Origin of the sequence: Bifidobacterium subtile, assembly GCF_000741775.1 — a bacterium.
In the GTDB taxonomy this organism is placed as follows: domain Bacteria; phylum Actinomycetota; class Actinomycetes; order Actinomycetales; family Bifidobacteriaceae; genus Bifidobacterium; species Bifidobacterium subtile.
In genome coordinates this window covers 1-25,346 of record NZ_JGZR01000007.1, presented here as the reverse complement: position 1 = coordinate 25,346, position 25,346 = coordinate 1, and the positions used below count along the sequence as shown (strand labels likewise).

General features: G+C 58.8%; 28 protein-coding genes, 1 tRNA gene and 3 pseudogenes. 12 read left to right on the top strand and 20 right to left on the bottom strand.

Annotated elements, in window-relative coordinates:
* Positions 1–15 precede the first annotated feature (15 nt).
* The 9 genes from BISU_RS07130 to BISU_RS07095 all read right to left on the bottom strand — a co-directional run bounded on the left by BISU_RS07130 (position 16) and on the right by BISU_RS07095 (position 7,899).
* A complete protein-coding gene (locus tag BISU_RS07130; protein WP_024464155.1) occupies positions 16–675 on the bottom strand; it encodes an amino acid ABC transporter permease in 660 nt (219 codons plus the stop codon).
* Positions 675–1,316, bottom strand: coding sequence for an amino acid ABC transporter permease (locus tag BISU_RS07125; RefSeq protein WP_024464156.1), 642 nt, complete (start codon positions 1,314–1,316; stop codon positions 675–677). Before BISU_RS07125 ends, BISU_RS07130 begins: the two co-directional genes overlap by 1 nt.
* 549 nt (positions 1,317–1,865) lie before the next feature.
* A complete protein-coding gene (locus tag BISU_RS07120; RefSeq protein WP_161787737.1) occupies positions 1,866–2,969 on the bottom strand; it encodes an iron-containing alcohol dehydrogenase in 1,104 nt (367 codons plus the stop codon).
* Between the two features lie 91 nt (positions 2,970–3,060).
* A complete protein-coding gene (gene dapA, locus BISU_RS07115; protein WP_024464158.1) occupies positions 3,061–3,945 on the bottom strand; it encodes a 4-hydroxy-tetrahydrodipicolinate synthase in 885 nt (294 codons plus the stop codon).
* A 102-nt stretch (positions 3,946–4,047) separates the two neighbouring features.
* Positions 4,048–4,782 carry an amino acid ABC transporter ATP-binding protein gene (locus tag BISU_RS07110; protein WP_275039969.1) on the bottom strand — a complete coding sequence of 245 codons (735 nt, stop codon included), beginning with the start codon at positions 4,780–4,782 and terminating at the stop codon, positions 4,048–4,050.
* Positions 4,779–5,432: an amino acid ABC transporter permease gene (locus BISU_RS07105; RefSeq protein WP_024464160.1), complete on the bottom strand. Its 654-nt coding sequence runs from the start codon at positions 5,430–5,432 to the stop codon at positions 4,779–4,781. Before BISU_RS07105 ends, BISU_RS07110 begins: the two co-directional genes overlap by 4 nt.
* A gap of 57 nt (positions 5,433–5,489) precedes the next feature.
* On the bottom strand, positions 5,490–5,801 hold the full coding sequence (locus BISU_RS13350) for a transporter substrate-binding domain-containing protein (RefSeq protein WP_051246226.1): 312 nt from the start codon (positions 5,799–5,801) through the stop codon (positions 5,490–5,492).
* Positions 5,693–6,205 (bottom strand): transporter substrate-binding domain-containing protein, encoded by a 513-nt coding sequence (locus tag BISU_RS13345; RefSeq protein ID WP_267881522.1) that lies wholly within the window; start codon positions 6,203–6,205, stop codon positions 5,693–5,695. The genes BISU_RS13350 and BISU_RS13345 overlap by 109 nt, the downstream gene beginning before the upstream one ends.
* Positions 6,206–6,672: 467 nt before the next feature.
* Positions 6,673–7,899: an aspartate aminotransferase family protein gene (locus tag BISU_RS07095; RefSeq protein ID WP_024464161.1), complete on the bottom strand. Its 1,227-nt coding sequence runs from the start codon at positions 7,897–7,899 to the stop codon at positions 6,673–6,675.
* Positions 7,900–8,472: 573 nt separating this feature from the next.
* Here BISU_RS07095 and BISU_RS07090 point away from each other — a divergent pair.
* The gene (locus BISU_RS07090; RefSeq protein WP_024464162.1) at positions 8,473–9,489 is read left to right on the top strand and encodes a ketopantoate reductase family protein; all 1,017 of its coding nucleotides are present in this window, start codon (positions 8,473–8,475) and stop codon (positions 9,487–9,489) included.
* An 82-nt stretch (positions 9,490–9,571) separates the two neighbouring features.
* Here BISU_RS07090 and BISU_RS07085 read toward each other — a convergent pair whose 3' ends face one another.
* The 8 genes and pseudogenes from BISU_RS07085 to BISU_RS07060 all read right to left on the bottom strand — a co-directional run bounded on the left by BISU_RS07085 (position 9,572) and on the right by BISU_RS07060 (position 17,116).
* Positions 9,572–10,135: an FMN-binding protein gene (locus BISU_RS07085; protein WP_024464163.1), complete on the bottom strand. Its 564-nt coding sequence runs from the start codon at positions 10,133–10,135 to the stop codon at positions 9,572–9,574.
* Positions 10,136–10,629: 494 nt separating this feature from the next.
* Positions 10,630–11,427 (bottom strand): annotated as a pseudogene (locus tag BISU_RS07080) (ABC transporter ATP-binding protein).
* 104 nt (positions 11,428–11,531) lie between these two features.
* A complete protein-coding gene (locus tag BISU_RS12545) occupies positions 11,532–11,675 on the bottom strand; it encodes a hypothetical protein (RefSeq protein WP_155803839.1) in 144 nt (47 codons plus the stop codon).
* Positions 11,676–11,686: 11 nt separating this feature from the next.
* Positions 11,687–11,863, bottom strand: a pseudogene (locus BISU_RS12070) (ABC transporter permease); the annotation flags it as partial.
* The gene (locus tag BISU_RS07075; protein WP_226839202.1) at positions 11,833–12,084 is read right to left on the bottom strand and encodes an iron transporter; all 252 of its coding nucleotides are present in this window, start codon (positions 12,082–12,084) and stop codon (positions 11,833–11,835) included. The gene BISU_RS07075 and the pseudogene BISU_RS12070, both read right to left, overlap by 31 nt.
* 207 nt (positions 12,085–12,291) lie before the next feature.
* Positions 12,292–13,899: an FTR1 family iron permease gene (locus tag BISU_RS07070; protein WP_051246232.1), complete on the bottom strand. Its 1,608-nt coding sequence runs from the start codon at positions 13,897–13,899 to the stop codon at positions 12,292–12,294.
* Positions 13,900–14,728: 829 nt separating this feature from the next.
* Positions 14,729–15,544 (bottom strand): fumarylacetoacetate hydrolase family protein, encoded by an 816-nt coding sequence (locus tag BISU_RS07065; protein WP_024464164.1) that lies wholly within the window; start codon positions 15,542–15,544, stop codon positions 14,729–14,731.
* A 630-nt stretch (positions 15,545–16,174) separates the two neighbouring features.
* Positions 16,175–17,116, bottom strand: a complete 942-nt coding sequence (locus BISU_RS07060) for a YggS family pyridoxal phosphate-dependent enzyme (protein WP_024464165.1) — start codon at positions 17,114–17,116, stop codon at positions 16,175–16,177.
* A 415-nt stretch (positions 17,117–17,531) separates the two neighbouring features.
* Between BISU_RS07060 and BISU_RS07055 the strand changes: the two genes are divergently transcribed.
* Positions 17,532–17,834: an acylphosphatase gene (locus tag BISU_RS07055; RefSeq protein ID WP_024464166.1), complete on the top strand. Its 303-nt coding sequence runs from the start codon at positions 17,532–17,534 to the stop codon at positions 17,832–17,834.
* Between the two features lie 947 nt (positions 17,835–18,781).
* Here the strand turns inward: BISU_RS07055 and BISU_RS07050 are convergent.
* Complete coding sequence (locus BISU_RS07050) at positions 18,782–20,092, bottom strand: glutamyl-Q tRNA(Asp) synthetase (RefSeq protein ID WP_081672784.1); 1,311 nt, start codon at positions 20,090–20,092, stop codon at positions 18,782–18,784.
* Between the two features lie 468 nt (positions 20,093–20,560).
* Here BISU_RS07050 and BISU_RS07045 point away from each other — a divergent pair.
* A tRNA-Lys gene (locus BISU_RS07045) sits at positions 20,561–20,634 on the top strand.
* A 65-nt stretch (positions 20,635–20,699) separates the two neighbouring features.
* On the opposite strand, the pseudogene BISU_RS13545 reads toward BISU_RS07045, so the two are convergent.
* A pseudogene (locus BISU_RS13545) lies at positions 20,700–20,951 on the bottom strand (helix-turn-helix transcriptional regulator); the annotation flags it as partial.
* A 92-nt stretch (positions 20,952–21,043) separates the two neighbouring features.
* Here BISU_RS13545 and BISU_RS12535 point away from each other — a divergent pair.
* The 8 genes from BISU_RS12535 to BISU_RS07010 all read left to right on the top strand — a co-directional run bounded on the left by BISU_RS12535 (position 21,044) and on the right by BISU_RS07010 (position 23,792).
* Positions 21,044–21,289, top strand: coding sequence for a helix-turn-helix domain-containing protein (locus BISU_RS12535; RefSeq protein ID WP_152580534.1), 246 nt, complete (start codon positions 21,044–21,046; stop codon positions 21,287–21,289).
* Between the two features lie 139 nt (positions 21,290–21,428).
* A complete protein-coding gene (locus tag BISU_RS07040; RefSeq protein WP_024464168.1) occupies positions 21,429–21,917 on the top strand; it encodes a hypothetical protein in 489 nt (162 codons plus the stop codon).
* On the top strand, positions 21,914–22,174 hold the full coding sequence (locus BISU_RS07035) for a hypothetical protein (RefSeq protein WP_024464169.1): 261 nt from the start codon (positions 21,914–21,916) through the stop codon (positions 22,172–22,174). The genes BISU_RS07040 and BISU_RS07035 overlap by 4 nt, the downstream gene beginning before the upstream one ends.
* Positions 22,174–22,353 (top strand): hypothetical protein, encoded by a 180-nt coding sequence (locus BISU_RS07030; protein WP_024464170.1) that lies wholly within the window; start codon positions 22,174–22,176, stop codon positions 22,351–22,353. Before BISU_RS07035 ends, BISU_RS07030 begins: the two co-directional genes overlap by 1 nt.
* A complete protein-coding gene (locus BISU_RS07025) occupies positions 22,347–22,568 on the top strand; it encodes a hypothetical protein (protein ID WP_024464171.1) in 222 nt (73 codons plus the stop codon). The genes BISU_RS07030 and BISU_RS07025 overlap by 7 nt, the downstream gene beginning before the upstream one ends.
* Positions 22,565–22,756 carry a hypothetical protein gene (locus BISU_RS07020; RefSeq protein ID WP_024464172.1) on the top strand — a complete coding sequence of 64 codons (192 nt, stop codon included), beginning with the start codon at positions 22,565–22,567 and terminating at the stop codon, positions 22,754–22,756. The genes BISU_RS07025 and BISU_RS07020 overlap by 4 nt, the downstream gene beginning before the upstream one ends.
* Positions 22,753–23,109 carry a helix-turn-helix domain-containing protein gene (locus tag BISU_RS07015; RefSeq protein ID WP_033502829.1) on the top strand — a complete coding sequence of 119 codons (357 nt, stop codon included), beginning with the start codon at positions 22,753–22,755 and terminating at the stop codon, positions 23,107–23,109. Before BISU_RS07020 ends, BISU_RS07015 begins: the two co-directional genes overlap by 4 nt.
* Complete coding sequence (locus tag BISU_RS07010) at positions 23,106–23,792, top strand: hypothetical protein (RefSeq protein ID WP_024464174.1); 687 nt, start codon at positions 23,106–23,108, stop codon at positions 23,790–23,792. The genes BISU_RS07015 and BISU_RS07010 overlap by 4 nt, the downstream gene beginning before the upstream one ends.
* Here BISU_RS07010 and BISU_RS07005 read toward each other — a convergent pair.
* Positions 23,771–24,457 (bottom strand): DUF6037 family protein, encoded by a 687-nt coding sequence (locus tag BISU_RS07005; RefSeq protein ID WP_034535655.1) that lies wholly within the window; start codon positions 24,455–24,457, stop codon positions 23,771–23,773. The two genes, BISU_RS07010 and BISU_RS07005, sit on opposite strands and share 22 nt — an antisense overlap.
* A 56-nt stretch (positions 24,458–24,513) precedes the next feature.
* Here BISU_RS07005 and BISU_RS07000 point away from each other — a divergent pair.
* Positions 24,514–25,346: helix-turn-helix domain-containing protein (locus BISU_RS07000; RefSeq protein WP_162178598.1), on the top strand; the 833-nt coding region annotated here is incomplete at its 3' end.

Genomic DNA, 25,346 nt, shown 5'->3' with positions numbered 1-25,346 from the left:
GCCGCGAATCGCGGGTTAATAGGACTTGCCGAGTCTCCTCTCCATCCACACGGTGATCCAAGTGGCGGGCAGAGTCACGGCCGCATATACCAAGCCGGTCAGCACGAACACCCGCAGGTACTGGTAGTTCTCGCCGCCCAGCGAATATGCCTGCTTCATCAGCTCAGGCACGGCGATGGTATAAGCCAGCGACGTGTCCTGGAACACCAGGATCGACTGCCCAAGCAGGCCGGGAATCGCGGAGCGAAGGCCTTGCGGCACGATGACCCGAAGGAAAGTGACCCGGGAATCCAAGCCGAGCGCATCACCCGCTTCGAGCTGGCCGCGCGGCACAGACTGGATGCCGGCACGAATGATCTCCGAACAGTAGCAGGAGTAGTTCCACGCGAGCGCGATGATGGCCGCAGCCACATTGGCCAAGCTGATGCCGAAGCGCGGCAAACCGTAATAGACCAGGTACAAAATGACCAGCGCAGGCATGCCACGGCCGATTTCGACGATGACCAATCCCAACGCGCCGATCAGGCGGTTCTTGGACATCACCATCGTGCAGAACAGGAAGGCGAGCGGCAAACCGATTACGATGGCCGCCACCGCCAGCCACACGCTCTGCACGAGTCCGGAAAGCAGCGGGGGAAGGTACTGGCCCCACGAGGTGAGCAATGGTGTTTGCATCAGATCACCGCCTTACGGAGACGCTCATCCAGGATTCTTGAGAACATCGCCACCGGCACGCTCAGCACGATGTAGAGCAGGCCAGCGATCGCATACGGCAGAATGCCTGCGATGGTCGGATTCTGCCTCGCGTAGGACTGCGCCTGGAACACCATTTCGCTGACCACGATGGTGGAGGCGATAGATGAGTTCTTGAGCAGGCCGATCAGATAGGTGGCGATTGATGGGCTGACGATGCGCGCGGCCTGCGGCGCGATGATGCGCAGGAACGATATCGGACCGGCTATTCCCAAGGCTTGCGAGGCTTCGAATTGGCCGCGCGGCACCGATTGGATACCGCCGCGATAAATCTCGGCCAAATACCCAGCGGAAATAAGTCCAAGCCCGAATATCGCCGCCTCCAGCGAGCTGAGCCGGAATGCAGGCGTGGAGAGACCGAATTTGAGGACGAACAGCCACACGATCATCGGCACGCCTCTGAGCAGATCCACAGCCAGACGGGATAGCCATCGGACAGGGGCGACGACCGTGCGCAGCCCGAGCACCAGCGGAATGCCGAGCACCGCGCCGATGGCGAAGGACACTATGGTGATGAGCAGCGTCAGCGGCAAGCCGCGCAGAACCACAAGAACCGGTTCCATAAGCTCTCCTTAACTTTAAGCTTTACAGTTTCAACGAATGAGCGGCAGTGGCGCCGCCGCGCATTGGCTGCGGCCTAGTCGCCCAAGCGCCAGGCCGCCTTCCTCCCGCCCCCGCCCACGGCTGCAATCTGCTGCGCGGATCGTGCTCAGGCCACGCTGAATTCACCGGGCACCACCTGCTGCAAACTCCTCGCAACGCCGTTCGAACGGTATGTTGTTGATGTTCTTGTCACTAAGTAATAGAGGAGTTATTCACTTCATTGTTTGCGACGACGTAAAACAAAAGTGAACTATGGTTTAGTTCGTAGTCTAGTTTTTACACGACCGACACATGCCCACCACATTGGGAAAGCAAAAGGCGTGTATGGTGTGCCCGGTTTTGAGCGTGCGATGTCAGGCCAAAAAGTGTGAGCCACATCCGCCGCACAACGCAAAAGGAGCTTGGGCGAGGCGACTACTTCATGTGATCGCCTCGCCCAAGCTCCTTCGAACTCGGTTCAGGTGCTACTTCATTTCAATCCCCTGCTATACTGCCCTAGCGCACTTTATCTAAACGGACAACGGCTCCGCGATAAGCTCATCAGCGGCAATCAGCGCCTCGGCGACATCGGCTGGTGAAACCTTGAATCCCACATTATCGATCAGCGGATGAACCGAACAGATTTTCTCAGCGAAATCCTCTATCGAGACGGGCTTCCCCGCGCCAATGCCCAAACTCCCCAGTCCTATCGGCATCCCAATGCGGGAGAACACCTGCGCCAATTGCACGGATTCTTGTTCCGCTTTGCACAATTCAAGCTGGAACAGCAACCCGAAGGCCACATGAATGCCATGCGGAAGCGCATGACTCGAAGGAACAGAAGTCACCGCATTATAGAATGCATGCGCGGCCGCCGAAGGAGCGTACTTTCCGCCGATGCCGCCGACCAGCCCCGCAGCAAGAAAAATAGTGTCGACGACTGCACGGAAACCTACATCGCTTCCATCGAAATCAGCCGAGAGTTTTTCGAATCGTTCGACCAGTTGAGGACCGCATACTGCTGCAGATTCTCTGGCGAAGTCCAATGCCAAATCACATGCCTCGTCTGATGACAGCCCAATCTGGCCTTCGTACCACTTCGAAAGCGTGTCGGCGAAACCGGCGAGCAGCAGCAGTCGAGGAGCGGCGGCCATGACATTCGTATCCACGATGACCGCATAAGGAGTATCGGTATAGGAGATGTTGCTTTCCCAGACGCCGTCTTCCGTATAAATCACGGAATGGCCCGAGCAGCTGGCGCAATTCGAGGGCGAAGTCGGCACAAGCACTTCCGGAATGTTCGAGAGGAAGCATGCGGTCTTCACGCAGTCCATGATCTTTCCTCCGCCAACCCCGACCACGACATCCGCATGCGCATTCGATATGGCATCCTGAAGCCGCTTGATCTCTGACATGGAGCATTCGCCTCTGAATATAAACTCATCGACAAAATCGCAATTCCATTGATTAAGCTGTTGTCGAACCGCGTCATACCCTTTGCCGCCATGCACAAGAATGCGGTTGCGGAATGTGTTCTCACCCAGCAGCCTAGGAACCTCGGAAATCACCCCCGGCCCACTGAGATAAACCTGTGGCGAAGGTTTGACGATCCGATATTCACTTGACTTCTTCATTCCCAACCTTTCGGCAATACATAAGTGAGCACCCTGCTGAAATGCGTGATTGTTGCCATGCACGAAATTGAAACCCGTGCAAAACTGCCTGCTACAGACCGAGCCGCTGTATATCGTCCTTGAGCAGCTGCTGCAGGGCATCCGAAGGCTTCCCCAAGGGGAATGACATACGCCCCGAATCAGTGCCCAATTGCTGCATGAGATACTTCAAGGGCACAGGATTCGGCTCTTGGAATATATGCTTGAACAGCTGGAAATAACCGGCGAAATTCGACCTTGCCTGTTGATAATCACCCCCAGCTATTGATTGGTACAGATCAACCCATACCTGAGGCACCACATTGGCCGAAGCCATGACCGCGCCATCCGCACCGAGCATAAGCTCAGCAGGAACGAGAAACTCTTCGCCGCTCAGGAAGATGGATTTTCCATGCAGCCTGTTGAGCGTGTCAACAGCTATGCTCAGATCCGACGTGCACTCTTTGATGCCTACGATATGAGGGCATTGGTCAACAAGTTTTTCGGCAACCGCAGGACTCAGCTGGATATACGTCTTATACGGGATGTCATAAAGGAAAATCGGCATATCAAGTTGCTTGCTGTATTCGGCATAATACTCGAACAGGTTCTCCTGGCTGCAAACCGTATAGTAGGGAGTGATAACCAGCAAGGAATCGGCTCCTGCGTCCTTTGCCCGAAGCCCTTCCTGAATCGCATCGCTGAAACCGGCTTCCAAGACACCCGCCATAACCGGAACTCGCCCAGCGGCAACGCGATGAGCGCAAGCAATGGCTTCTACCCGCTGGTCAGCCGACATGCCTACGTACTCGCCCGTTCCGCCCGATACGAGCAGCGCAGATACACCGGATTGAATCTGGAATTCTATCTGGCGCTCGAACGCCTCAGCGTCTACCGAGCCGTCTTCGGCAAAGGGGGTGGTCAGCGCTGTCGTTATTCCCTTGTATTCGTCCAACATGGTATATGTTCCATCCTTTATCTAGGTATGAATATGTATTGTGCAAAAAACGGTTAACGGCTTCACGAAACGCAATCGATCTGCGCCATGTTGCCGAGTTGTCTACAGCACACGTGACAGAAAACGTTTGGCGCTATCGGTCTTGGGTTGAGCGAAGAAGCCCGCCGCATCGGAAACCTCCACCAGATTTCCTGACTCCATGTAAACAACGCGATCGGCTACTTCCCTGGCAAAAGCCATTTCATGAGTGACAATCACCATCGTCATGCCATCCACGGCAAGCTGCTTCATGACCGCAAGCACCTCGCCTACCATTTCCGGGTCCAACGCGGATGTCGGCTCGTCGAATAGCATTACCTTCGGATTCATGGCGAGCGCGCGAGCGATAGCCACACGTTGCTTTTGCCCTCCGGAGAGAGACTGCGGATGGGCATCCTTCTTATCACCCAAACCGACACGTTCGAGAAGCCGAACCGCGGTTTCATTCGCTTCGGTTTTGCTCAGCAGACCCAGCGCGACAGGCACAAGCGTTATGTTCTTCAACACCGAGTAATGCGGGAATAAATTGAAATTCTGAAACACCATGCCGATGTCCCGACACAATGTATCGAGTTCAGACGATTTCTGCTGCACTTCCTTGCCCATGAAATATACATTCCCGGAGCTCGGTTCTTCCAAAAAGTTAATGCACCGCAGCAATGTCGATTTCCCGGCACCGGACGGCCCGATTATTGCAACGACCTCTCCGGGCTGAATCGACAGATTGATGTCCGTCAGCACTTGCGTTTTTCGGAAAAACTTGTTCAGGCTCTTTATATCGATGATCTGCTCGGTCAATTTGACAGCTTCCTTTCAAGAACCTTCGCTAGCGTTCTGAACAAATAAATGACAATCAAATAGATCATCGCGACAATGAACAGCATTTCAAATGCCCTGAAATTCTGCGCATATATCGATTGCGCGGTCATGGTCAGTTCCGCGACTCCGATAACGGACAAGAGCGAAGTATCTTTGATCTCGTGGGTGATCTGATTCACGAAAGGCGGTATCATCTGCCTTACCGCCTGCGGCAGTATGACAAGCTGCATGGTTTTTCCATAGGGCAATCCCAAAGAACGGCCTGCCTCGGTTTGACCTGTGTCGATTGAATTGATTCCCGCCCGGAAGATTTCGGTCATATATGCGCCGGTATTGATGCTCATCGCTATGAACCCGGCAATTAGCGGCGTCATCGAGATATGCGACGCCATAGGGATGCCGAAATAGACGAACAGCAATTGAATCAGCAGCGGCGTACCTTGAATAACGTCAACGTACACCGTCGAGATTACCTTAAGAATAGCCAATTTCGACACTTGCATAAGTCCGAAAATCAAGCCCAGGATCAGGCCGATGACATTCGAGACGATTGATACCAGCAAGGTGAAATACAATCCATGCATAAGCAATGGAAAAGTGTCTCTCAATAATTCAAATATAATATTCATGGATGCCCACCTTTGCTGGAATCAGACAGAATTTGCGGCTCATGAGATTTCGCCGATTTACTTGCCGAACCACTTGGCGTGCAATTCCTTAAATTTTCCAGAATCCTTGGTGTCCTTCAAACCCTTGTTGATTCTTTTCAGCACCTCTGCATTGCCCTTGGTGACCGCATAGGAGCTTTCATCGGTTGAAAGCTTGTCGCCAACCGCCTTGAGATCCTGCCCGCCGCTTTGCTGCAGCCGGTAATCATTGGTTGGAGAATTCATGACCAAAGCATCTGCGGTCCCGCTCTCGACGGCCATATACAGCGAGTTCGTATCGGTAAGAGGCGATGCGGTTGCGCCGTATTTGCCTGCCAGCGTTTGCGCCATCGTATAGGTCGACGACCCTTGGGTGCCGACGATTTTTTGCCGCGCAAATCACTGAACGAATTGATGCCGCTGCTTTTCTTCACCGTAACAACAAGGCCGCTGGTCATATAAACATCAGAGAAGTCAACAATCTTTGTTCTCTCTGGCTTTTTAAGAATCGTCAGCGCCACGTCCACTTGTTTTGATTGAAGCGCTGGAATAAGTCCATCGAATTTCATGACCTGATACTTCGCCGTCATATTCTGGTCTTTGCATATGGCGTCTAGCAGATCGACTTCGAAACCGGTTAATTTCCCATTTTGCTGGAAGGACATGGGCGGATAGGTATCAAGCGCCCCAACTTTAATTGTTAGATGCTCAGAACCAGCTGAAGAGCTGGGGGGGGGGGGGGGGGGGAGTGCCACAGCCCGCCACCAAAAGAACTATGGTGACAACTACGCTAAACAAAAATACAAATGTTGAATTTAGGCGATTCTTTGTCATGTGATTCTTTGTCGTGTTTGCCATGTCATCTTTCCTTTTTTGACTTGAGATATGGTGAGTAGTCATAAGATCTTGGAATGGGAAGTCACAGAACTGAAGCCAGATACCTTTCTGTTTGATGAATAACGTACTGCTCAAGAGCATCATCCGCATTACTGCCCGGAAAACTTCGTATTACTTTTTTACTACGGTGTAAACTGCGTAATATACTTGATTCTATTTTCAACATAAAAGGAGCTTGGGCGCGGCGACCGCATTGCGCAGTCGCCGCGCCCAAGCTCCTTTACACGCCTTTGACGAGCGTTTATTCATTCAATCAATCGATCGATGCAGCCGTGCGCTACATCTCTCTATTTCTACGTCAAAGGACACCTCGCAAGGCTCGCGCTCACTCCTCCCCCGCCGCGACGGCATTCACCGCGTCGACGAGGATGCCGATGGCCTCGTCCACCTGCTGCTTGGTGACGATCAGCGGCGGGATGCAGCGGATGATCGAATCGCCGATGGCGGTGGTCAGCAGGCCGCGCTTGAGCGCCGCGTGCTTGATGTCCACGGCGTTGACGGTGCTGTCGAATTCGAAGCCGACCAGCAGGCCGCGCCCGCGCGACTCCTTGATATGCGGCAGTTCGCGGCCGCGCTCGATCATGTACTCGCCCAGCGTCTTGGCGTTCGCCGGCAGATTGCGCTCGATGATTTCGCTGGTCTCGGCCAGTGCCGCGGCCGTGCACATGGGCGAGCCGCCGAAGGTGCTGCCGTGGGTGCCCGGGGTCAGCGCTGCGGCGATGGCATCGGTCGTGACCATCGCGCCGATCGGCACGCCACCGCCGAGCCCCTTGGCCATAGTGAGAATGTCCGGCTTGACGCCGTAGCCCTGCCAGGCGAAGATCGAGCCGGTGCGGCCCCATCCGGTCTGCACCTCATCGAAGATGAGCAGTATGTCCTTCTCGTCGCACAGCGCCCGCAGGCCTTCGATGAACTCCGGCGTCGCCGGGTTCACGCCGCCCTCGCCCTGCACCGGCTCGATCATGATGGCGATGGTGTTCTCGGTGACATTCGCCTTGAAATCCTCCAGATCGTTGAACTTGGCATAGGTGAATCCCGGCGTCATCTGGCCGAAGCCGTCCTGCGCGAGCGACCCGGGCTGGCCGGTGGCCGCCAGCGAGCCGAAGGTGCGGCCGTGGAAGGAGTTGAGCGCAGAAAGAATCTCGAACTTATGCTTGCCGAAATGGTCGATGCCGTATTTGCGGGCCAGCTTGATGGCCACCTCGTTCGCCTCGGTGCCGGAATTCTGGAAGAAGATCTTGTCGAAGCCCGAGGCCTCGCACACCTGCTTGGCGAGCAGCACCTGCGGAATCGTGTACGGGTAGTTGAAGGTGTGCATGATGTCGCCCACCTGCTCACGCAGGGCCGCGACGACTTTCGGATTGCAGTTGCCCGCGTTGTTCACCGCGATGCCGCCGTAGAAGTCAAGGTACGCGTTGCCCTGCGGATCGTAGAGGTACATGCCCTCGGCCCGCTCGGCCACGAAATCGTAGCGCTCGTAGGTCTCGATCATGTAGGTCTTCGCCATGTCCTTGAGCTCCTGCTCACTCAAGCCGGTGTCGGATAGTTTCATCCTGTGCTCCTTTCGCACCCAGCCGTCGCAACGGCGGCGGGCGTATCGCGGATGACGCGGTTGTGCAGATCGATCGGACCGATCAGCTGTGTCACTCAATTGCGTTATTGGATTGTCTTTGCGGATTGCCTGCGTGAATTGCTTCACCGATTGCGTCGAGCAGCCCTGCGACTGCACAGCCGAAATACGCGGCCGCTTGTGGAACGTAATCTAGACTAGAGTCTAGTGAGCTTATGTTTCCAAATCGCTCGTTCGCATAACCCATTCGTCACATTGGGGCGGGGAGGCTCTTCGCGTCCGCGTTTGGATAGGTACACAGGAACGGGATATTTTCGGTTTCAGCGTCTGGTCACGGTGCTAGCGTAAGGCGCGTGCTCACAAGGCCATCGCCGCCGTCCTGCGACCCTCACCGGACTGGAACCCAAGAGGGGATTCTCCACGGCAATCCAGCGAACGAGGCTCGGCCATATTCCGGCCGATCGCTAAGTCAATCATTATTCCCTATTACTGCGAGTGCGTCGATGCAGGAGTTCCGCGCCCGCTTAACCATCAGACATCAGAATGGAGCATCTTATGAAATACACAGTCATCGGCGCAGGAGCCATGGGATACCGCTACGGAGTTTTGCTGCAGGAGGTGGCCGGGCTTGACGTCGACTTCATCGACGCTTGGCAGCCCAACATAGACGCGGTGCGCGAGCAGGGCGGCGTCTACGTCTCCCGCGATCACGAGAACCGCCACCTCGTCCCCGTCAATATATATACGCCTGAGGAGTACCACGGCGAACCGGATGCGTGGATCGTCTTTATGAAGCAGATGCAGCTGGCCGATATGCTGCAGCGCTGCGCCCACCTGTTCCACCCGGGCCAGTATGTCTTCAGCGCCATGAACGGCATGGGGCATATCGAAAAGCTGCAGCAGCACTTCCCCGACCAGCATATCGTGGGCGGGACCGCCATGATTGCCACCGTGCTCAACGGCCCCGGCGACGTCGACTTCATCGGCAAGTCCGGCGCCGGCGAAATGCACATGTGCAATCGTACCGAGCAAGCCGACGACACCACCCGGAAAATGGAGGCTGACTTCCGCACCGCCAATCTCAATCCGGTGCTCACCGACAACTTCATGGGCACGCTCATGGCCAAGGTGGTCTTCAACGCGGTGGTCAACACGCTGTGCACGATGTTCCGCGTGCAGATGGGCCAGTTCGCCGTCTATGAAGGCGTGCCTGAACTATCGCGGATGATGCTGGACGAAGCCTACGATGCTTGCGAGCGCGCCGGCATCCAGCTCATCTCGACCCGGCAGGAGGAGGTCGAATCGATCGACTACGTCAGCCGCATTGCGAATCCGCTGCACTACCCGTCCATGTACCAGGACTTCTCGAAGGGCCGCAACACCGAGATCGACTACATCAACGGCTACATCGCCAAACTCGGTCGCGAGAACGACTACATCTGCCATGTGCACGAATTCGTGACCAAGCAGATGCATCTGGCTGAGACGATGCGACAGTTCACCGATGCATCTGCTGCTCCGGCCGCGCAGCCGATTGCCGCCGCACCAGTCCCCGTGCTCGCGCTCGCCTGAAATTGGGGGCAGCCACGGGCGAACTCGTCCACGGCTGCCCCTTTTGTGACGCTGATTCACGATATCCGTCACGAAAGGGGCACTATTGCACCGAAGCCTGGCTGCGAGCGTTGTCCAGAGCGTCGTTGAACGCCTGTGTGGTCCAACTTGCGCCGGCGACCTTGTCGACTTTGAGGCCCTTGAGCGGCTTACCGACCACCACGCCCGGGATGGCCTCGATAAAGGCGGCCTGATGCTTCTTGGAGATGTCGTTCGAAGTGTGGCCGACGACGGTGACGCCCGTGATATCACCTTGGGCGACCTTGACCGTCACATCGATGGGGGCCTTGCCGGACGGGTCGGGCTGATTATCGACGCTGTATGTCCCATCGCGGTACTTTCCGGTGTCACGCGCTTTGGCGCCGTTGTCCGCACCGCCCGCGCCGCTTGCCGATTCCGAAGAGCTTGGCGCAGCCATCGATTCGCCTGAATTGCCCTGATAGGCATCGTCGGCCGGGATGGCATCCTTACTGCCGCACCCAGCGAGCAGCGTCGTGGCCGCGATCAACCCCACTGCGGCAACTGTGGCCGACTTGACTCCCGCGCTGCCCGACTTGCGAGCCTTGATCGTCGAATTCCGCCGCTGCGATTCCTTTTCGCTCGCCATGCCCTACTCCTTTATATGTATCTTTATCGCACTCATGCTATAACACCCTCGCCGTGACGGGAAGTCTCAAGGCTATCTCGCTTATGTGAGGCGCTATTAGCATGCTGCGGAGGTCTATCTGCGTTATGTGAGGCGCTATTTCGCGAAGCATCGAGTAGCGCTGGCTCGAAACCGCCGTTTTAAGCCGCCGATACTCGGGGTACCACGGAATTAACGCCTCACACAACGCAGATAGACCTCCGCAAGAGTGAATTAACGCCTCACGCAACGCAAATACCCCTTATTTCGAGGAGCATATGCGCCAGAACACGAAAAATCCCACAACACTGAACCATCCAACAGGCCGAATGCGAACGCTGAGACCGTCTAGCGCACGAGCCGCGGGCAAGTGCGCTCCGATAGCCACGTGCGCCATTCCGCTGCAGCACCTGAACGAATCCGATATCCAGTATTCGGCAGTTCGGCATGACCGGCGTTATCATCGCCCGATGGCCTTATTCCGCCAGCCCGGTGGTTTTGGCTTTTTTGGTCGGGTCGGCGAAGTCGAGGGCCGCGCCCTCGTGCTGCGCATCCTGCGCACTGGAGCCGGTGAAGGCCGGACGGCCGCCCGACTGCTCGTAGGCCGATTTCGCCTGCTCGTCGTTCCACCGCTCACCGACCAGCACGCCGTGGTTGAGCATGATCTCGCGTTCGGCGCAGGAGGCCACCAGAGCATCATGCGTGACGACGATGATCGTCGTGCCTTGGCCATGCAGCTCGCGAAAGAGATCGAGCACGATGCGCTCGTTGGTCTCGTCAAGGTTGCCGGTCGCTCGTCGGCCAGAATCAGCTTGGGATGATTGATGAGCGCGCGCGATGCATACGCGCTGCTGCTCGCCGCCCGACAACTCGCCGGGCAAATGATGTGCGCGGTCCTTGAGCCCGACGTGGTCGAGGGCTTCCAAAGCCTGCTGCTCATCGACGACGGAATGGTAGTACTGCGCCATCATCACGTTTTCGACGGCGGTGAGATGCGGCACCAAGTAGAACTTCTGGAACACCAGCCCGATGACGTTCTTGCGCACATCGGCCAGCTGCGTGGCGTTGAGGTCTTCGAGTCGGCGTCCTTCGAGCGCGACCGAACCGCGCGAAGGCGCATCCATGCAGCCGATGATGTTCATGAGCGTGGTCTTGCCCGACCCCGACGAGCCGACGATGGCGAGCCATTCGCCTTCGGGCACGGTCAGACTCAGGTCGTCCACGGCATGCAGATCGCCGTAGATCTTGGAGATATGGTCGAGTTCAAGCAGCATATCGCTTCCTTTCGTCGTGCTCGTAGTTGCGCTGCTCGTAGTTGCGGTGTTTGTAGTTGCGGTGCTCGTGGCTTCGATTCCATGCGCGCTGACAGGCGTTTGCGTCATAGCTGCACCTCCTTCGCATGTGCGGCGATCGCATTGCAGGCTGTTGGCATCGCCTTTCCGATTTTCATGGCTTCCTGCACGGTTAGCGGCAGTGTCTTCGCGGATGTTTTTGCACTGTTCCCTGCGTTGTTCATGGTCATGTCCACTTCCCTCACTCCTCCCGCAGCACTACTGCCGGGTCGATTCTCGTGGCTCGGCGCACCGGCGGGATGGAGGCGGCGACAGCCACCAGCACGCTCAGCGCTATCGAGGCCGTGCCGAGCGCCCAGTCGAAACCGATGACGCGATGGAATACCGTCAGGCCAAGCACCCGCGCGAATCCGCCGCCGACAGGCCCATGCCCGCAGGGTACATGTCGACCGGCTGGAAGTAGACCGCGCCGATGTTCAGCGGGAACTTCTGCTGGTCATCGCCGATCTTGATCTCCTCGAATTTGGGAGCCGCCTGCGAGCTGCTGTCCGACGCGGCGGATTTCGAGCTCGAATCCTTCGCGGATCCGGTGTCCGACGCATTGTCCGCATTGCCGCATGCGGCGAGGGAGAAGGCCATCGCGCCGGCGACGACCAGGCCCAGAAGGCCGGAGAGGGTCTTGTTCTTCATTATCTTCTTCTCTTTCTTGTCGTGTGGATTCATGGTGAATCGCAACATTGGTAGTGATTGGGAAATATTGCTTCGGGAAACGGCAGATGGTAAATTGCGAGTTCGGAAAATCGGGCGAACTTGGCGTCTAGCCTGACAGAACACGCGATTGGCGGGTCATGCTGATGCTCCAGACCGCGCAGACTCGGCAAGTTCGCTGGATGCGCGAACCTCCCGTTTGCGACGCTCTTTGACCGCGTAGATCGCGAACGACGCAACGACCGCAATCGCCGCAAGAATCTGGGCGCTAATCGTTTCCCAGTAGGGATACAGCCCAATCCAGTCGTTGGTGGGCACGCTGGGAATATAACGTCCGCTGAGCAATGTGCTTTCGATAAGCGAATGCACGCCGCCGCCCGCGAACGTAATCACCAGCAGCGCCATCAGAATCGACGTCACCATGAAGAACGGCCGCAGCGGAATCTTGACCGAAGTGAAGCGCAGCAGCAGGAAGATCACTACGAGAACCACGGCCGCCGACAGCCCGCCGGCCCACATGCCCGCCGAATCGCGGCTCATCGAGTAGATGCTCTGGTAGAACATCACGGTTTCCGCGCCTTCACGGAACACCGCGAGGAAGCTGAGCATCGCGAGCGAAATCACGCCGCCGAACGTCATGTGCTGCTGCGAAGTCACACTGTCGACGGCGGCGTGCGCCTTGGACGTTATGTAGCTGTTCCACGCTTCGACGCTGGACTTCGACAGCATCCAGTTGCTCGTGTATAGCAGCATGCCCATGGCGATGAGCGCGACGACGCCCTCCATAATCTCCTGCTGCGGCCCGCTGCCGCTGAACAGCAGACCAAACAGCACCGCCACGATTCCTGAGCCAATCAACCCAGCGACCACGCCGACGTAGATCCAGGTTACCAGGCGGCGGTTGCCGGATTTGACGAGATACGCGATGATTGCAGTCACGACCAGCAGGGCTTCAAGCCCTTCTCGAATCAGGATGACGAAGGCCTGGCCGAACGCGCTGGTGACGAAGCGCGTGAAGCCGTTCCCCTGATTCGCGCTGCCGCCATCCAGCTTCGCCGCATCCTCGCCAAGCATGGATTTGAGCTGATTGACCAGACCAGTGGTATGGCTTATCGGGTCGCCATCGAGTATGGACTTGCGCGTTTCCGCGAATTGGTTTTCGATCAGGGAAACGCGGCTGCCGCTGATCGCGTTCATCACGTTCTTCTCGAAGCCGAGCTTCTCGTAGTACTGGTAATACGCCTCGTTGACCTTGTTGACGCCGGCCCGCTTGTCACCACTGCGGGCCTGCCGCACAGCACTGTCGAGCACTGTGCCCATCTCCTTGGCGACCTGCGCCCAGGACCGATTGCCCTTGCCGTTGAAGACGCCCTTCTTCTCGGATTGCAGTTTTTTGCGCTGCTGCTGAATCGTCTTGGCGCGTGTAGCGGCGTAGTCGCGGGGGTTCGCGAGACCTTGCGTTGCGTCAAGGGTGTTCGCGCCGCCGGTGAGCTCGCCTTGCAACGCGGTGATCTGAGCTTGCAGATCCGCGTCATGGCCGGCAGCGTACGCGAGCTGCTGGATCGACTGGAACAGCGCGGCCTGCGCCTGCTGGCGATCCGCGCCCAAGGTATCGCGCGTCACCATGACGAAATTGCTGGCGATATACCCGGTGTTGTAAGCGGTGCTTACATCGGAGTTGGCGGTGCTGGCATCGCCCGCGGCATACGATTTGAGCGCGGCATCGAGCTGCGCGTTAATCTGCACGGCGACCGCGCCCAGCTTTCGTAATCGGTGGGATCGGCGGGGGCAGTTGCGGTTTTGTCCGCAATCGGCCTAACGGCGGCGATTTCGTTGGCGGAGGCCGTCGTGCCAACTTCCGCATACAGGGCGCCGTCTTCCCCAGCTGCCGACGTGGCAGCCGTACCTTGCGCCGCATCCTGCGCGTAGGCTCGGTCGGCTGGAATTCCAGCGGCGAGCATTGAGGAGCATATAAGCATCAGCGCGAAGGCCAGCACCGCAAACGAAGCGCGCAGCCGGCTGCGACGAGACTGAGGCATTCCGACCCCTCTTTCCCATGATGATTCGGCAGAGTTACATTCTCTGTGGAATAACGTAGGGGAAATACGAAGAATCAACAGTCTTGACATTCGCGAAATTTTGTCGTATTTTGGCATGTTGATATAGCAGTTTTTGCGACAAAAATTCTCTATATCGTCTCAATATGTGAGCAAATGAGCTGGGGAAATTGTACAACGTCCATCATACGGACGAATGTGCAACAGCTCTTTCATGATGGCCTCGTTGCCATTCGCGTTGTATGCGCATGAGCTGCGCAAGACCTGCCGCCCGCTCTGCCAATGCGCGGTCTCTTCACAAGTAGCCAACAAGTGGCCAAACAGTGCACCGACTGCCCACTTGCATCGTCTGCGCACGGACTTTTCAGGATTGACTGTCTTGCAGGATCGGCCGCGCAGCACCTAATCGCGCAGTCCTTAAACACGAAGCCACAGTATCGACCGATCGCATTCGACTGCAATCGGTCGGCACCACGGCTTGCGTCACTTACGTTTGTTACTGAACCGCCATTGCAGCATTACTCACGCACCACCACATTGCGCAGCGAGCCGATGCCTTCGATGTGCACCACCGGCTCGTCGCCCGCGTCGAGATGGCCCGAGGCATCGGGGGTTCCGGTCATGATGACGTCGCCCGGCAGCAGCGTCGTGAAGCTGGAAATGGCGGCGATCTGCTCGGGGATGCCGTGAATCAGCTCCGCTGTAGTGCCGCTGGCCTTCGGTACGTCTTCGCCGTTGAGCGAGAAGGAGATCTTCGTGTCCTTCCAGTTCAGCTCGGTTTCGATCCACGGCCCGAGCGGGCAGGCGGTGTCGAAGCCCTTGGCGCGCGTCCACATCGGGTCGGGGCCCTGCAGATCGCGCAGCGTCACATCGTTGACGCAGGTGAAGCCGAGCACATATTCCATGGCATGCTCCACCGGCACGTTCTTGGCGATGCGGCCGATCACCACGGCGACCTCCGGCTCGAAGTTCATGTCGTGCGAATACGAGGGAATCACAATCGGGTCGTCGGGCCCGATCACCGACGTGCTCGGTTTCATGAAGATCACCATGTCTTCGGGGGCATGGGCGATGTCGGAATGCCCGTGCTCGTGCATGAACTCGGCATGAGCCTCGTAGTTCTTCGCCAGGCCGTAGACCTTCGAAGGGATCACCGGGGAGAGCAGACGGATGCCCTCGCCGTCCAGCTCGTAGCGGTCGCCCGTCGGCTTGACCGGCTGTGCGCCGAAGGGGAAGCCGTCAAGCGCCACCAGGTAGTCTCTGCCGTCGGATTCGTCCTGCTGCACAAAGGCATACTGCGGAACGTCATTATGTGAAAAGCGTGCGATTCTCATACGACTACCCTACCGCCGGCATGCGTCAGCGGGGTTATCAGTGCGTGAAACAGGGCGAAAAACATCGCAAAAAGAGTTCGCAGATTCGCGAATTTTCCCCCTCGCGGATTATTAATTCAGCAGATTTATGCATTTTCAACCACATTCGAACGCTAACGCACGTCCACGAGGAATCAGGAATGGCGGCATTCCGCCAAAATGCTGCTCCGCGATTTCGGTGGCTACTGTGCCAAGTGCTGAATAGACGAAAAAAGTGCTGAGAAGATTGTCTCAGCGCCATATTTTCACCAGATGTGCGCGTGGAATCGCATGGAAGGCGGCACCGGTCGCTGCCCCTCTCCCTTCGCCGCCTTCGATACCCTCCAAATGCGCGCAATATGCGGTGTTGGTCGTTTATTCAGCAGTTTTTTCGTCTATTCAGCGCCTCACGCAAGTACACGTCCGTTTCGGACTTCATGAAATCCTTGGAATCTAGCCATTCTTCGATAACCGATACCGTTTCGAGGAGACGCATACAGGCGGTTTCACCCAGCAATCTGCTTAATAGATGATCAGTCAGGAAGAACCATCCAAAAAATCACGCGGCACGATGTCACCGCGCACAACCAGAAGCCCGAATTCTACCCGAATTCAGATGAATTCGCGTTCGCCGAACAGGCCGGTGCCCACGCGCACGATCGTCGAGCCCTCGGCGATGGCGTATTCCATATCGCCAGTCATGCCCATCGACAACTCCGTGCAGCCTTCGACGCCCGGGGCTTTGGACTCGAGAATCAGCTCGCGCGTGTTGCGCAGCCGCTCGAATCCCTTGCGAATCGCATATTCGTCGTCCACATGCGCACCGATGGTCATCAGGCCTTGCAGCCGCAAACCGCCCATGATGCCGATGCGTTGCGCGATGTCGATCGCGTTCTTCGGGTTGCAGCCCGATTTGGATTCCTCGCCCGACTCGTTCACCTCAAGCAGCACGCCGACCTCGATGCCCCGCGCGACCGCTCGGCGAGCGATGCGCTCGGCGAGCGCCAGCGAATCCACGGATTCGATGGTGTCCACCACGGGAAGCACCTTGCCAATCTTATTCGTCTGCAGCTGGCCGATGAGGTGGAAAGGGATGTGGGTTGAGTCGGCGAGCGCCAGTTGCCCGGGCTGCCCGGGCTGCGGAGCATCTGCCGCCTGACTATTTGCCGCCGTCGCTGCCACCGGAGCACCGCTGACCGTCGCAGTGCCGACACCCGCCGCATCGCCCTCGCCGCCATCGCCGCCTTTGCTGCGTCCCAACGCGAACCCGCGCTCGGCACAGAGCTTGCGCAAGCCATCAGCCTTCGCCGCAATCTCCTGCGGCCGGTTCTCGCCAATCATGCGAATGCCGGCATCAATCGCCGCCATGATCTCCCCGACGTCGCGGGTCTTCGTCGCCGCGAGCAGCCGCACCGAACCGGGCTCTCGGCCAGCGGACTCCTCGGCCGCCCGCACGCGGTCGAGCACCCGATGCACATTATCGGCGATCTCCTGCGCGCGCGGTGCCTCGATGGTCTCATTCGCCAAATCCCTGTGCTCCATATACGACGTCATGATTGCCTCTCCATATCGTTTCGCCGTTCCTATGGTAGCCGCGCGCCGGCCGAAGAGCGCGGAATTGGCCGAAGGCGCTATATCGCATGATTATGGCGCGTTGCCATAGCTGGTAATGGAGTGTATTGAGGGTGCATTGGATTGTATTGGATTGCGTGCGCAAAGCGCGTTATGGTGAATCATGACAAGGGCATGAGTCGGCCGCGACGAAACATTCCTCGGCGCGAATGGCAATGCCGGCTGGCGCATCCCGCAAACAATCGCGTGGAGCCAGACTCCGGGAACCCGTTGCGGCACCACCCTTGGCCGCACACGGATAGGCACCCCTGCGAGATGGAGGCGTTATGAGGCTATGGATCGAAGACATTGCGGATTGCGCGCGAGGCGGAGCCACTGCGAATCGGAGGCATTGCGAATGAACGATACTGCGGATGAGATTCGGATTCATGTGCGGGTGACCGGCCTCGTACAGGGCGTCGGATACCGCTACTTCGCGTTCAATGCAGCGCGGCGGCTCAATCTCACCGGCTGGGTACGCAATTGCGTCGACGGTTCGGTCGAAGCCGAAGCGCAGGGCGGGCGCACGGCCATCGCACAGTTCCTCTCCCAGCTCAAGCTCGGCCCGCGCTGGTCCCAAGTGAACAACGTGGAAGCTCATCCGATTGCGCTTCGCCACGGTGCCGGGGCCAAGGAGTTCCGCGTGGAGCCGGGGTACTGAGGCTGGTTGCGCAGTGTTGGGTTTTCCCTCGAAGCAGCTCAAACACCCTGAGTTGCTTGATTTCAAGCGCTTTCAGGCGTTTTCAAGCGATGCCGCGATGCCTAATGCCTATTCCCGCTCACCTCACCCGTCGTTCATTAGGCACATTATTACGCAACCCCATCCGCGCAAGGACTTTTCCGATTGCGCCGCATTCCAAGAAACGGCGGAATTTCAGGGATTGCATGAAAGGCGAAACATTCGGATACTTTCGAAAAGGCCTAATGAACGAAAAAAAGACCTAATGAATGGGTTTTCGCGGCTGCAAGAGTGGCTGCCTCACTGTCATGCCGTTTACGTCATGCCATTTGCGCCGGGGAGTCGGCTTTGGATGGCGTCGGGCAGTCGGGCGGCCACAATCGTCATTCATTAGGTCTTTTTTTCGCTCGTTAGGCACTTCGCCAAGTAGACACCACATCATGCACTCGCTACTTTGGCGGAGTACCGCCATTCTTCAAAACGTAAGGCAGGAACATTTCGCTGCACGCGATGGCATATTTCCGAAAATGTGCCTAATGAACCGTGAAAAGGCTACGCGCCATGCAAAAGCATGGGAAATGACCAAAATACAACGATATTACGATAAAACTTGTGCATACTCATGGCCTGAATCCGTCGAATAGGCAACGCCTCGATTCATTGCAGCAACAGATCTGTTTCGCTCGCCGAAATCGGGTCGTACAAGGCATATCTACGCTATCTGTAGTTGATTTGCGAGTATCCGGATATCTATCTCCCTTATGTGTAGTGCCTCGGTAACAGCATGCCGGGTATCACAGAGCCATAACAGCCATTTTCGGCCGCTGATAGGCGGAATGGCGCGATATCCGCACTACAGATAGGCGAGATACACCTAGGCAACCCGCGAAATGCACTACAGATAGGCGAGATACGCGGCTCGGCTATGGTTAAGCATCCCTGCAATCCATGAAATGGGATATCGTATCCGGCTTAATCTCACGATCCGTGGGATCCGTGCGTAGGTCGTTCCAACCATCGCGCCTGAACAACTTCAGCGCCTCGTCTGGCGTCATGGGGACAGGGACGGGGTCGCCCGGCTCGCGCAGACCTAGCAGCCACGCGCAGTATCCGATGATTTGGCGCGGATTGGCCCCGGACTCCCGCAGCGCGCCCATGTCGAGATCGCGGTCGCGCTTGGCGAGTCTGCGGCCCGTGCCGTCATCGATCAGCGGCAGATGGGTGTATCGCGGGTTCGCCGCGCTCGGATTTTGGTCTGGTTGCTGCACCGCACCGTGATTCGTGCCGGAAGCCGCGACGCTACCAAATCCTTGCATGGAGTCGACTCCGAATCCGGCTGCGAGCAACTGGCGACGAATCCAAATTTGTAGCGCGGTGGAGCGCAGCAAATCCCGCCCGCGCACGATGTCGTCCACGCCCATGAGCAGATCGTCGACCACCACGGCCAGCTGGTAGGAAAACAGCCCGTCCGAGCGCCGCACGACCGAATCGCCCACATCGCGGGCGAGGTCGAAACGCTGCACGCCGAAAATCTGATCCTCGAATGCAATCGACGCCAGCGGGGACTGCGCCGGAGGCATCGCAATGCGGAACGAATGCTGGGCACCTGCGGCCAGTCTGCCGCGCACTTCGTCGGGGTTCTTGAGCAGCAGTTGTCTGCATGTCCCCGGGTAGACGGTGAAGCCATCGCCCTCCTGCGGCGCGGACGCCGCGCGGATTTCCGCACGCGAACAAAAGCACGGGTAAATCAACGAGGAATCGTGCACGAGGCCGGCGGCCGTTGGCGCTGCTGCCGCATCAGCCGTCAGAGGGACACCGCGTATAGCGTTGCGAGGGCCGGTTCCCGCGTCACCAATTCCTGTGCTATCGATTCCTGCTCGACCGCACTCACTCTCGTGCGAATCGCTCGAAGCAGCCATCGCCACAGCGGCTGCCGCCTCGGGCATCGGTCGGCTTGCGAGCGCCCGCAGCGCCGATTCATAAATCTCGCCGCGCTGCGACTGGTATACGGGCTCGCCGTCCCAATCAAGACCAAGCCACGCCAAATCGTCCATGATCCACCGGTCAGCATCGGGCACAACGCGCGGCACATCGATGTCCTCGATGCGCAAGGCGATACGGCCGCCGGGGCAAGCACGCGCCGACAGCCACGCGGCCAGCATCGCGTAGACGTTGCCGATGTGCAGACGCCCCGAGGGAGTCGGCGCAAAACGCCCCGCATGCCCTGTGCATTCCGGCATATATCTCACCTCGTTTCCACGCATCCATTATTCACTATTCCAGCCGACGCCGCGTTACCGTTACTCGCTTCAACGCTCAGCTTCACGGCCTTGGCGGGCGCTCGGTCGAGCCTACAGGCAACGACCGCGTTGCCTGTTTAACGGTCCCCGCGATCCGCAGGCTTTGGTCTGACAGCATGCTAATCGTAGCCCAGCTTTCGGCTTTGGCGGAGCCTCACTTCGCCTACGGACAGTTCGTGGACTGTCCGCTTAACGGCTCGACTTTATAGTGCAAAACAAAACCGTAGGCCCGGCCTCATAGTCATCCAGCCGTAGCTCAGCCTTCGGCTTCGCTCTTCGCAGCCTTAGCGGCTGCTCAGTCGAACCTACGAACAGCGCACTGCACTGTTCGCTTACGGTCCGACACGCCGGTTTGCGACGGGGTGATTTACGAGTAAAGTAGTCACTCGGTTCAAGGAACTAACCAATGCCCCTGTAGCTCAGTTGGTTAGAGCAGCTGACTCTTAATCAGCGTGTCCGGGGTTCGAATCCCCGCGGGGGCACTTGCCGAATGCCGTGGTCGCGTATCAGCGACTGCGGCATTTTTATTTCTGCTCGGCATCTGACTCATCATGGAATCGTCCATGAGAGCCTCAGGCGTCGTTTCTAAATAATTCGCAGTATTAACAAGATCAGGCACAGTCCATACGCTTTTGCCGTTTAATTTCACAGAAATTGTAGAACGCTTAATACCTAGGTAATCCGCTAACGCAGACTGATTCAGGCCTAAGGCAGCAAGTCGGATCTTCACATTGAAGGAGATGGTCTCCTCTACGCGGGTTGCGTCGAGACCAACGCCATTCACGGTTTGCAAAGCCATTTTCATCCTTCTTGTCATTTGTTCGAACTGATTCAACACACAGTCTATCTGTTAATTTGCGTTTAAGCAAAATCAACGCTATCCTGTTGAATGTGGATGAACAAAAGGGCGAAATGGCGGTCAATCCAATGAAACAATGGCTAAAAGACCAGAACATTAGCTACCGAGCTCTCGCCACTGTAATGGGCCTGTCCGCTTCATCCGTCTCTCTAAAAGTAAATAAGAAAGTTACTTGGAACAGCAGGGATATTGCGATTCTCCATAACCGATATGGGCTTTCTTCTGATTTCGTTTTTGGTTTTTCCGATAATCCATACGCTGCCGAGGTACTCGTGTAGCCAAGTTGCTTTTGCAGATAAATAAAAGAATGCCGGCCCGGTGTTTAGGACCACCGGGCCGGCGTGCAATAACAAGAACCCGGACGAATGAGCCTTCAGAAACTTCTTCCGTCCAGATCCCTAGTAAGGAGTCATTGCGATGACTGATTTTAACAGGCGCACCTTGGGTTTTTCCTTGGTGCCTGATGACAATGGTATGCGTGTCGTGCGGGGCGTGGCGGGCGCATGCGTCACTTTTCCTGATTTTTCCGCTCCGGGCGTGTCGTCGGCCGAGCGCCGGCGTGCGATGGCGGCGCATCCCGCGAACGGCGGGCATAAGCGTCCGACTGTCTCCCATGCTGCCGATGTGGTGGATGAGGTGGCGTACTGGCATGGCCGGGCGCGCCGCTACATGCAGAATATCGTGCTTGCCGCGGTCTCGGCCTTGTTCCTGGCGTTGCTGCTGATCGAATGCGTCTCGTCCGCCGGGCGGGGCGTCGCTCTCCTGGCCGCAGGCGCTGCCGTGTTCCTCGCTCTGGCGGGGTGCTCGGCGTGGCTGGCCGCGTCCGTCCTGGACTGGCGGGCGTCCCGTGATTTCCTCAACGCCGAGCGTCGGCGCTCGACTGCCGATTCGGAGGCATCCCGATGAAAAATGATTCTTCTCGTTTCGCGCTGCTGCGTGGTGTGCTGTTCTGGCTGGGCGTGCTGGCGATGTGCCTGGGCGTGTATGCGGGGCTTGGCTTCCTGCTCTATTTCCTCATTGGCCTGGCCGGTGTCTGGCATCCCTCGTACCTGGTGTGCGTCGCGGCCGGCGGATTCTTCGCCGTCGTCACCACGGTCGCCTTCCTGGCACACGAGCTGATCGTCGCGCCTGAGATGGCCGAGATCGATAAGGGGGCCGAGTGATGGAGTCGACGGTGACGCGCCTGCGCAAGCGCTTGAGCAGGACAGACGAGCAGGTATTGGCGTCCAGCGCCCGTGACGGGTCGATGGACTGCTATGTGAGCACAACAATCGGCGTGCCGCAGGTGATGGTCGGCGCGTTGCGCCGGCTGGTGACGGCGGGGAGGCGGTCGGAATGTTGAGCATGGTTGCGGTGCGGGTCGTGCAGGGCTTTTTCGAGGTGCGCATCCGGGACGATTCGGCCTACGGGCTGCGCGGCCAGGTGGTGACGCTGGACGAGGCGCAGGCCAGGGCGTTGCGTGACTCCCTGACTGAGGCGCTGGGCATGGACGCGGATATCCGGGCCGAGCGTGAGCGCACGCTGCGCGGCGCCCCGACGCAGGGAGGCGGGCGATGAGCTGGTTCTACATTGTGCTGATTGGCCTGCTGGCCTGCCAACTCGGCCTCGGCGTGGTGGTGCGCGGTCTGCAAGGCGACCCCCAGGAGCATGACCGGATACTTTTCGCCGCCACGCTCCTGGCGCTCATGGCGGGCGTCATGATCGTCTATGTCCTCGAAGCGATGTTCGGGTGGTGGTCGCGATGAGGGTTGTGGATCCGATGAGCCGGGAGGCCGTCTCGCAGTGGGTGTGGCGCGCGTATGGCTTGGAGCCGAACGCGCGGCTCGTGCTGGCGTTTCTGGCGCATTTCGCGTCGCCCGGCCGTCTCGAGGCCAGGGCGAGCGTGGGCGACCTCGCCGACGTCCTCGCCCTGAGCGAGGACAAGGTGCGGGAAGCGCTCTCGGCTCTGATCAGGAAGAACTATCTGGAATGCCGCGGCCGGCCGATGTGGGGCTGGCCGGGATGCGGCGGGGACGACGACCTGCAGGAGGAGAACTGGCACCTGCTGCCAGGCAGGGACCCTGTATCCGGAAGGCATGCGAAGGAGGCAATGCTATGAGCTGGGGAATGATGGCGCGGGCGCTGGAGGTACGGCTGCCGTGGCCGGGCGGGAAGCTCACGCTGCTGGCATTGGCCGGCCGGGCCGACGACGAGGGCCATGTCACGCCCGCCGGCCCGCTGATAGGAGACATGGCCGCGAGCCTGGCCGAGGAGACAGGATTGCGCGAGCAGACCACGGAGCGGGATGCGCCGGACCTGTCGGTTATGGACTGCCTGCGGATCCTCGAATTCGAGCAGCTTTTGAAGCTCCCTGCGCGCACCAGCCGCGAGCGGCGCTGGTCGCTGACGTTCGACGCCTATTCCAGGCGCGTGGAGCGCGAGACGGATCAGGCGCGCAAGGCGTTGGAATCCGGCACGCTCGGGCGTCCTCCCGTGAGGGAGCGCTGCCCGCAGTCGTCTTCCGATGGCAGCTGGCGCGATCCGCGGACCGCTTTGAGCGAGCACGACCGGCTGGTGCTGGCGCGCGCGTTCGACTTCACGGACAGCATGGAGCGGGCCATGAAGGACGAGGTCTACGAGTTTCTCGATGACACGCTGCGCAAGGGCGTCCATGCCTTTCTGGCCGATCCGCCTGCCGATATCGAGGCGTTCGAGAGGCGCTTGGAGCCGCTCGCCATGCAGTGCGCGGATATGGCCGTGCAGGGCGTCCTCGAGGCGATTCAGGCGGGGAGGCTGTACTGATGCGAGTTCTGCAGCTCCATGACGTTCCTGGGTATGGGCAGTTCCCTCTGCCCGTTCCTCAGCTGGTCGGTCCAGCAGCTCGACTGGTTCGTCTCCCGGCAGTAGTCGGCGACCTGCTTGGATATCAGCCTTCTGGTCTTGTCATTGTTCTCAGCGGTCTGGTGGGCGTTTCCGGTGTTGTGCCGGAAGCCGAGCAGTATGGTCTTGTCCGCCTCGTCCACGTCGCGTCTGAGCCGTTCGGGAAGCGCTGCCGCGTATCTGATCAGATGCCTTCCTGGGAAGCGCATGGCGCCCGCCGCGTCGTCGATGTGCTGGATGAAGCTGACGGGCGACCATCTCGGCCCGTTCCGGCCTGCCTCGATGCCGAGGATCTTCTTGAGCGTGGCGTAGTCCTCTCCGATCCAGGGCTTCATCCACAGCCCGGCGCGGCCCTGATGCACGTGGAATATGTGCGACCACGGCCGCTCGCCTCCGGTGTCCTTGAGGATCTGGGCCACGAGCATCTGCGCGTAATCGCCGTACTCGTCCTTGTGGTCCATCTGATGGACGTAGGTCGCCTGGAAGGCCGCCGGGCCGTCTGTGAAGTCCCATGCCAGGCGGGGCGCGTCGATGGCTTCCTCGCGCATGACCGTATCCACGATTCTGGTCAGCCCCGCGAGTTCCATCATCCCATTGTGCCCGCTCGCGGCGACGTGCGCGAATTATCCGAAGAGGGCGAGTCATGAGCGGGGCGTGCGAGGCGTGGGCGTGGACGGTGCGCGGGCTGAAGCCGTCGGAGAAGAACATTCTGGTGTTCCTGGCGAGGAAGGCGTATTACGACGATGGGCAGGCCGCGTGGCCGGCCCTGGCGAGCATCGCGGATGCGTGCTGCTGCAACGAGCGCACGGTGCGCCGCGCCTTGGACTGCCTGGTGGCGAAGGGCTATCTGGAGCCGGGCGATCAGGACTTCAGCGCGCACAACCCGCGCACGGGGCTGACGGTCAGGCCTGGGCACCGGTGCACGGTGTGGAACGTGGTCATGCGCGGCTGCCCCGTCGAGATCGAGCCCGAGGACATCGAGGAGCCCGACGAGACCGAGCCGGTGCAGGCAGCGGAGGAGTATCCCGGAGCCGAGGCGTGCGAGGAGCCCGACGCGGCGGGCGAGGAGCCGGATTCGTGGGTGGACATTTTCGACAGTGACAAAATGTCCACCCACCCCGAGCCGGATTCGAGAGTGGACATTCTGACCGGAAAAGTGTCGAAAATGTCCACCAATAGACAAATAACAAACAAATACCCCTCTGCCCCTACGGGGCATCCCCCCACCGGGGGATCCCCCGGATCGGGATTCGAGGCCGGAGCGGGCGGCTTGGAGCCGGACGCCGATGCCGGGCGGCTGTGCGACCGGTTCCGCCTGCTGCTGGCCGACGCCGGGCTGCCGGTGCCCAGCGGCCTGCAGCCGGGAGCCGATGGCGGGCCGCGCTCGAAGCGCGAGCTGCACGCTGCCCGCAGCCTGCTCGACGCGCACGGCCCGGACCTGAGCCTGGCCGTGGCCGAATGGGCGCTGCGCCGTCC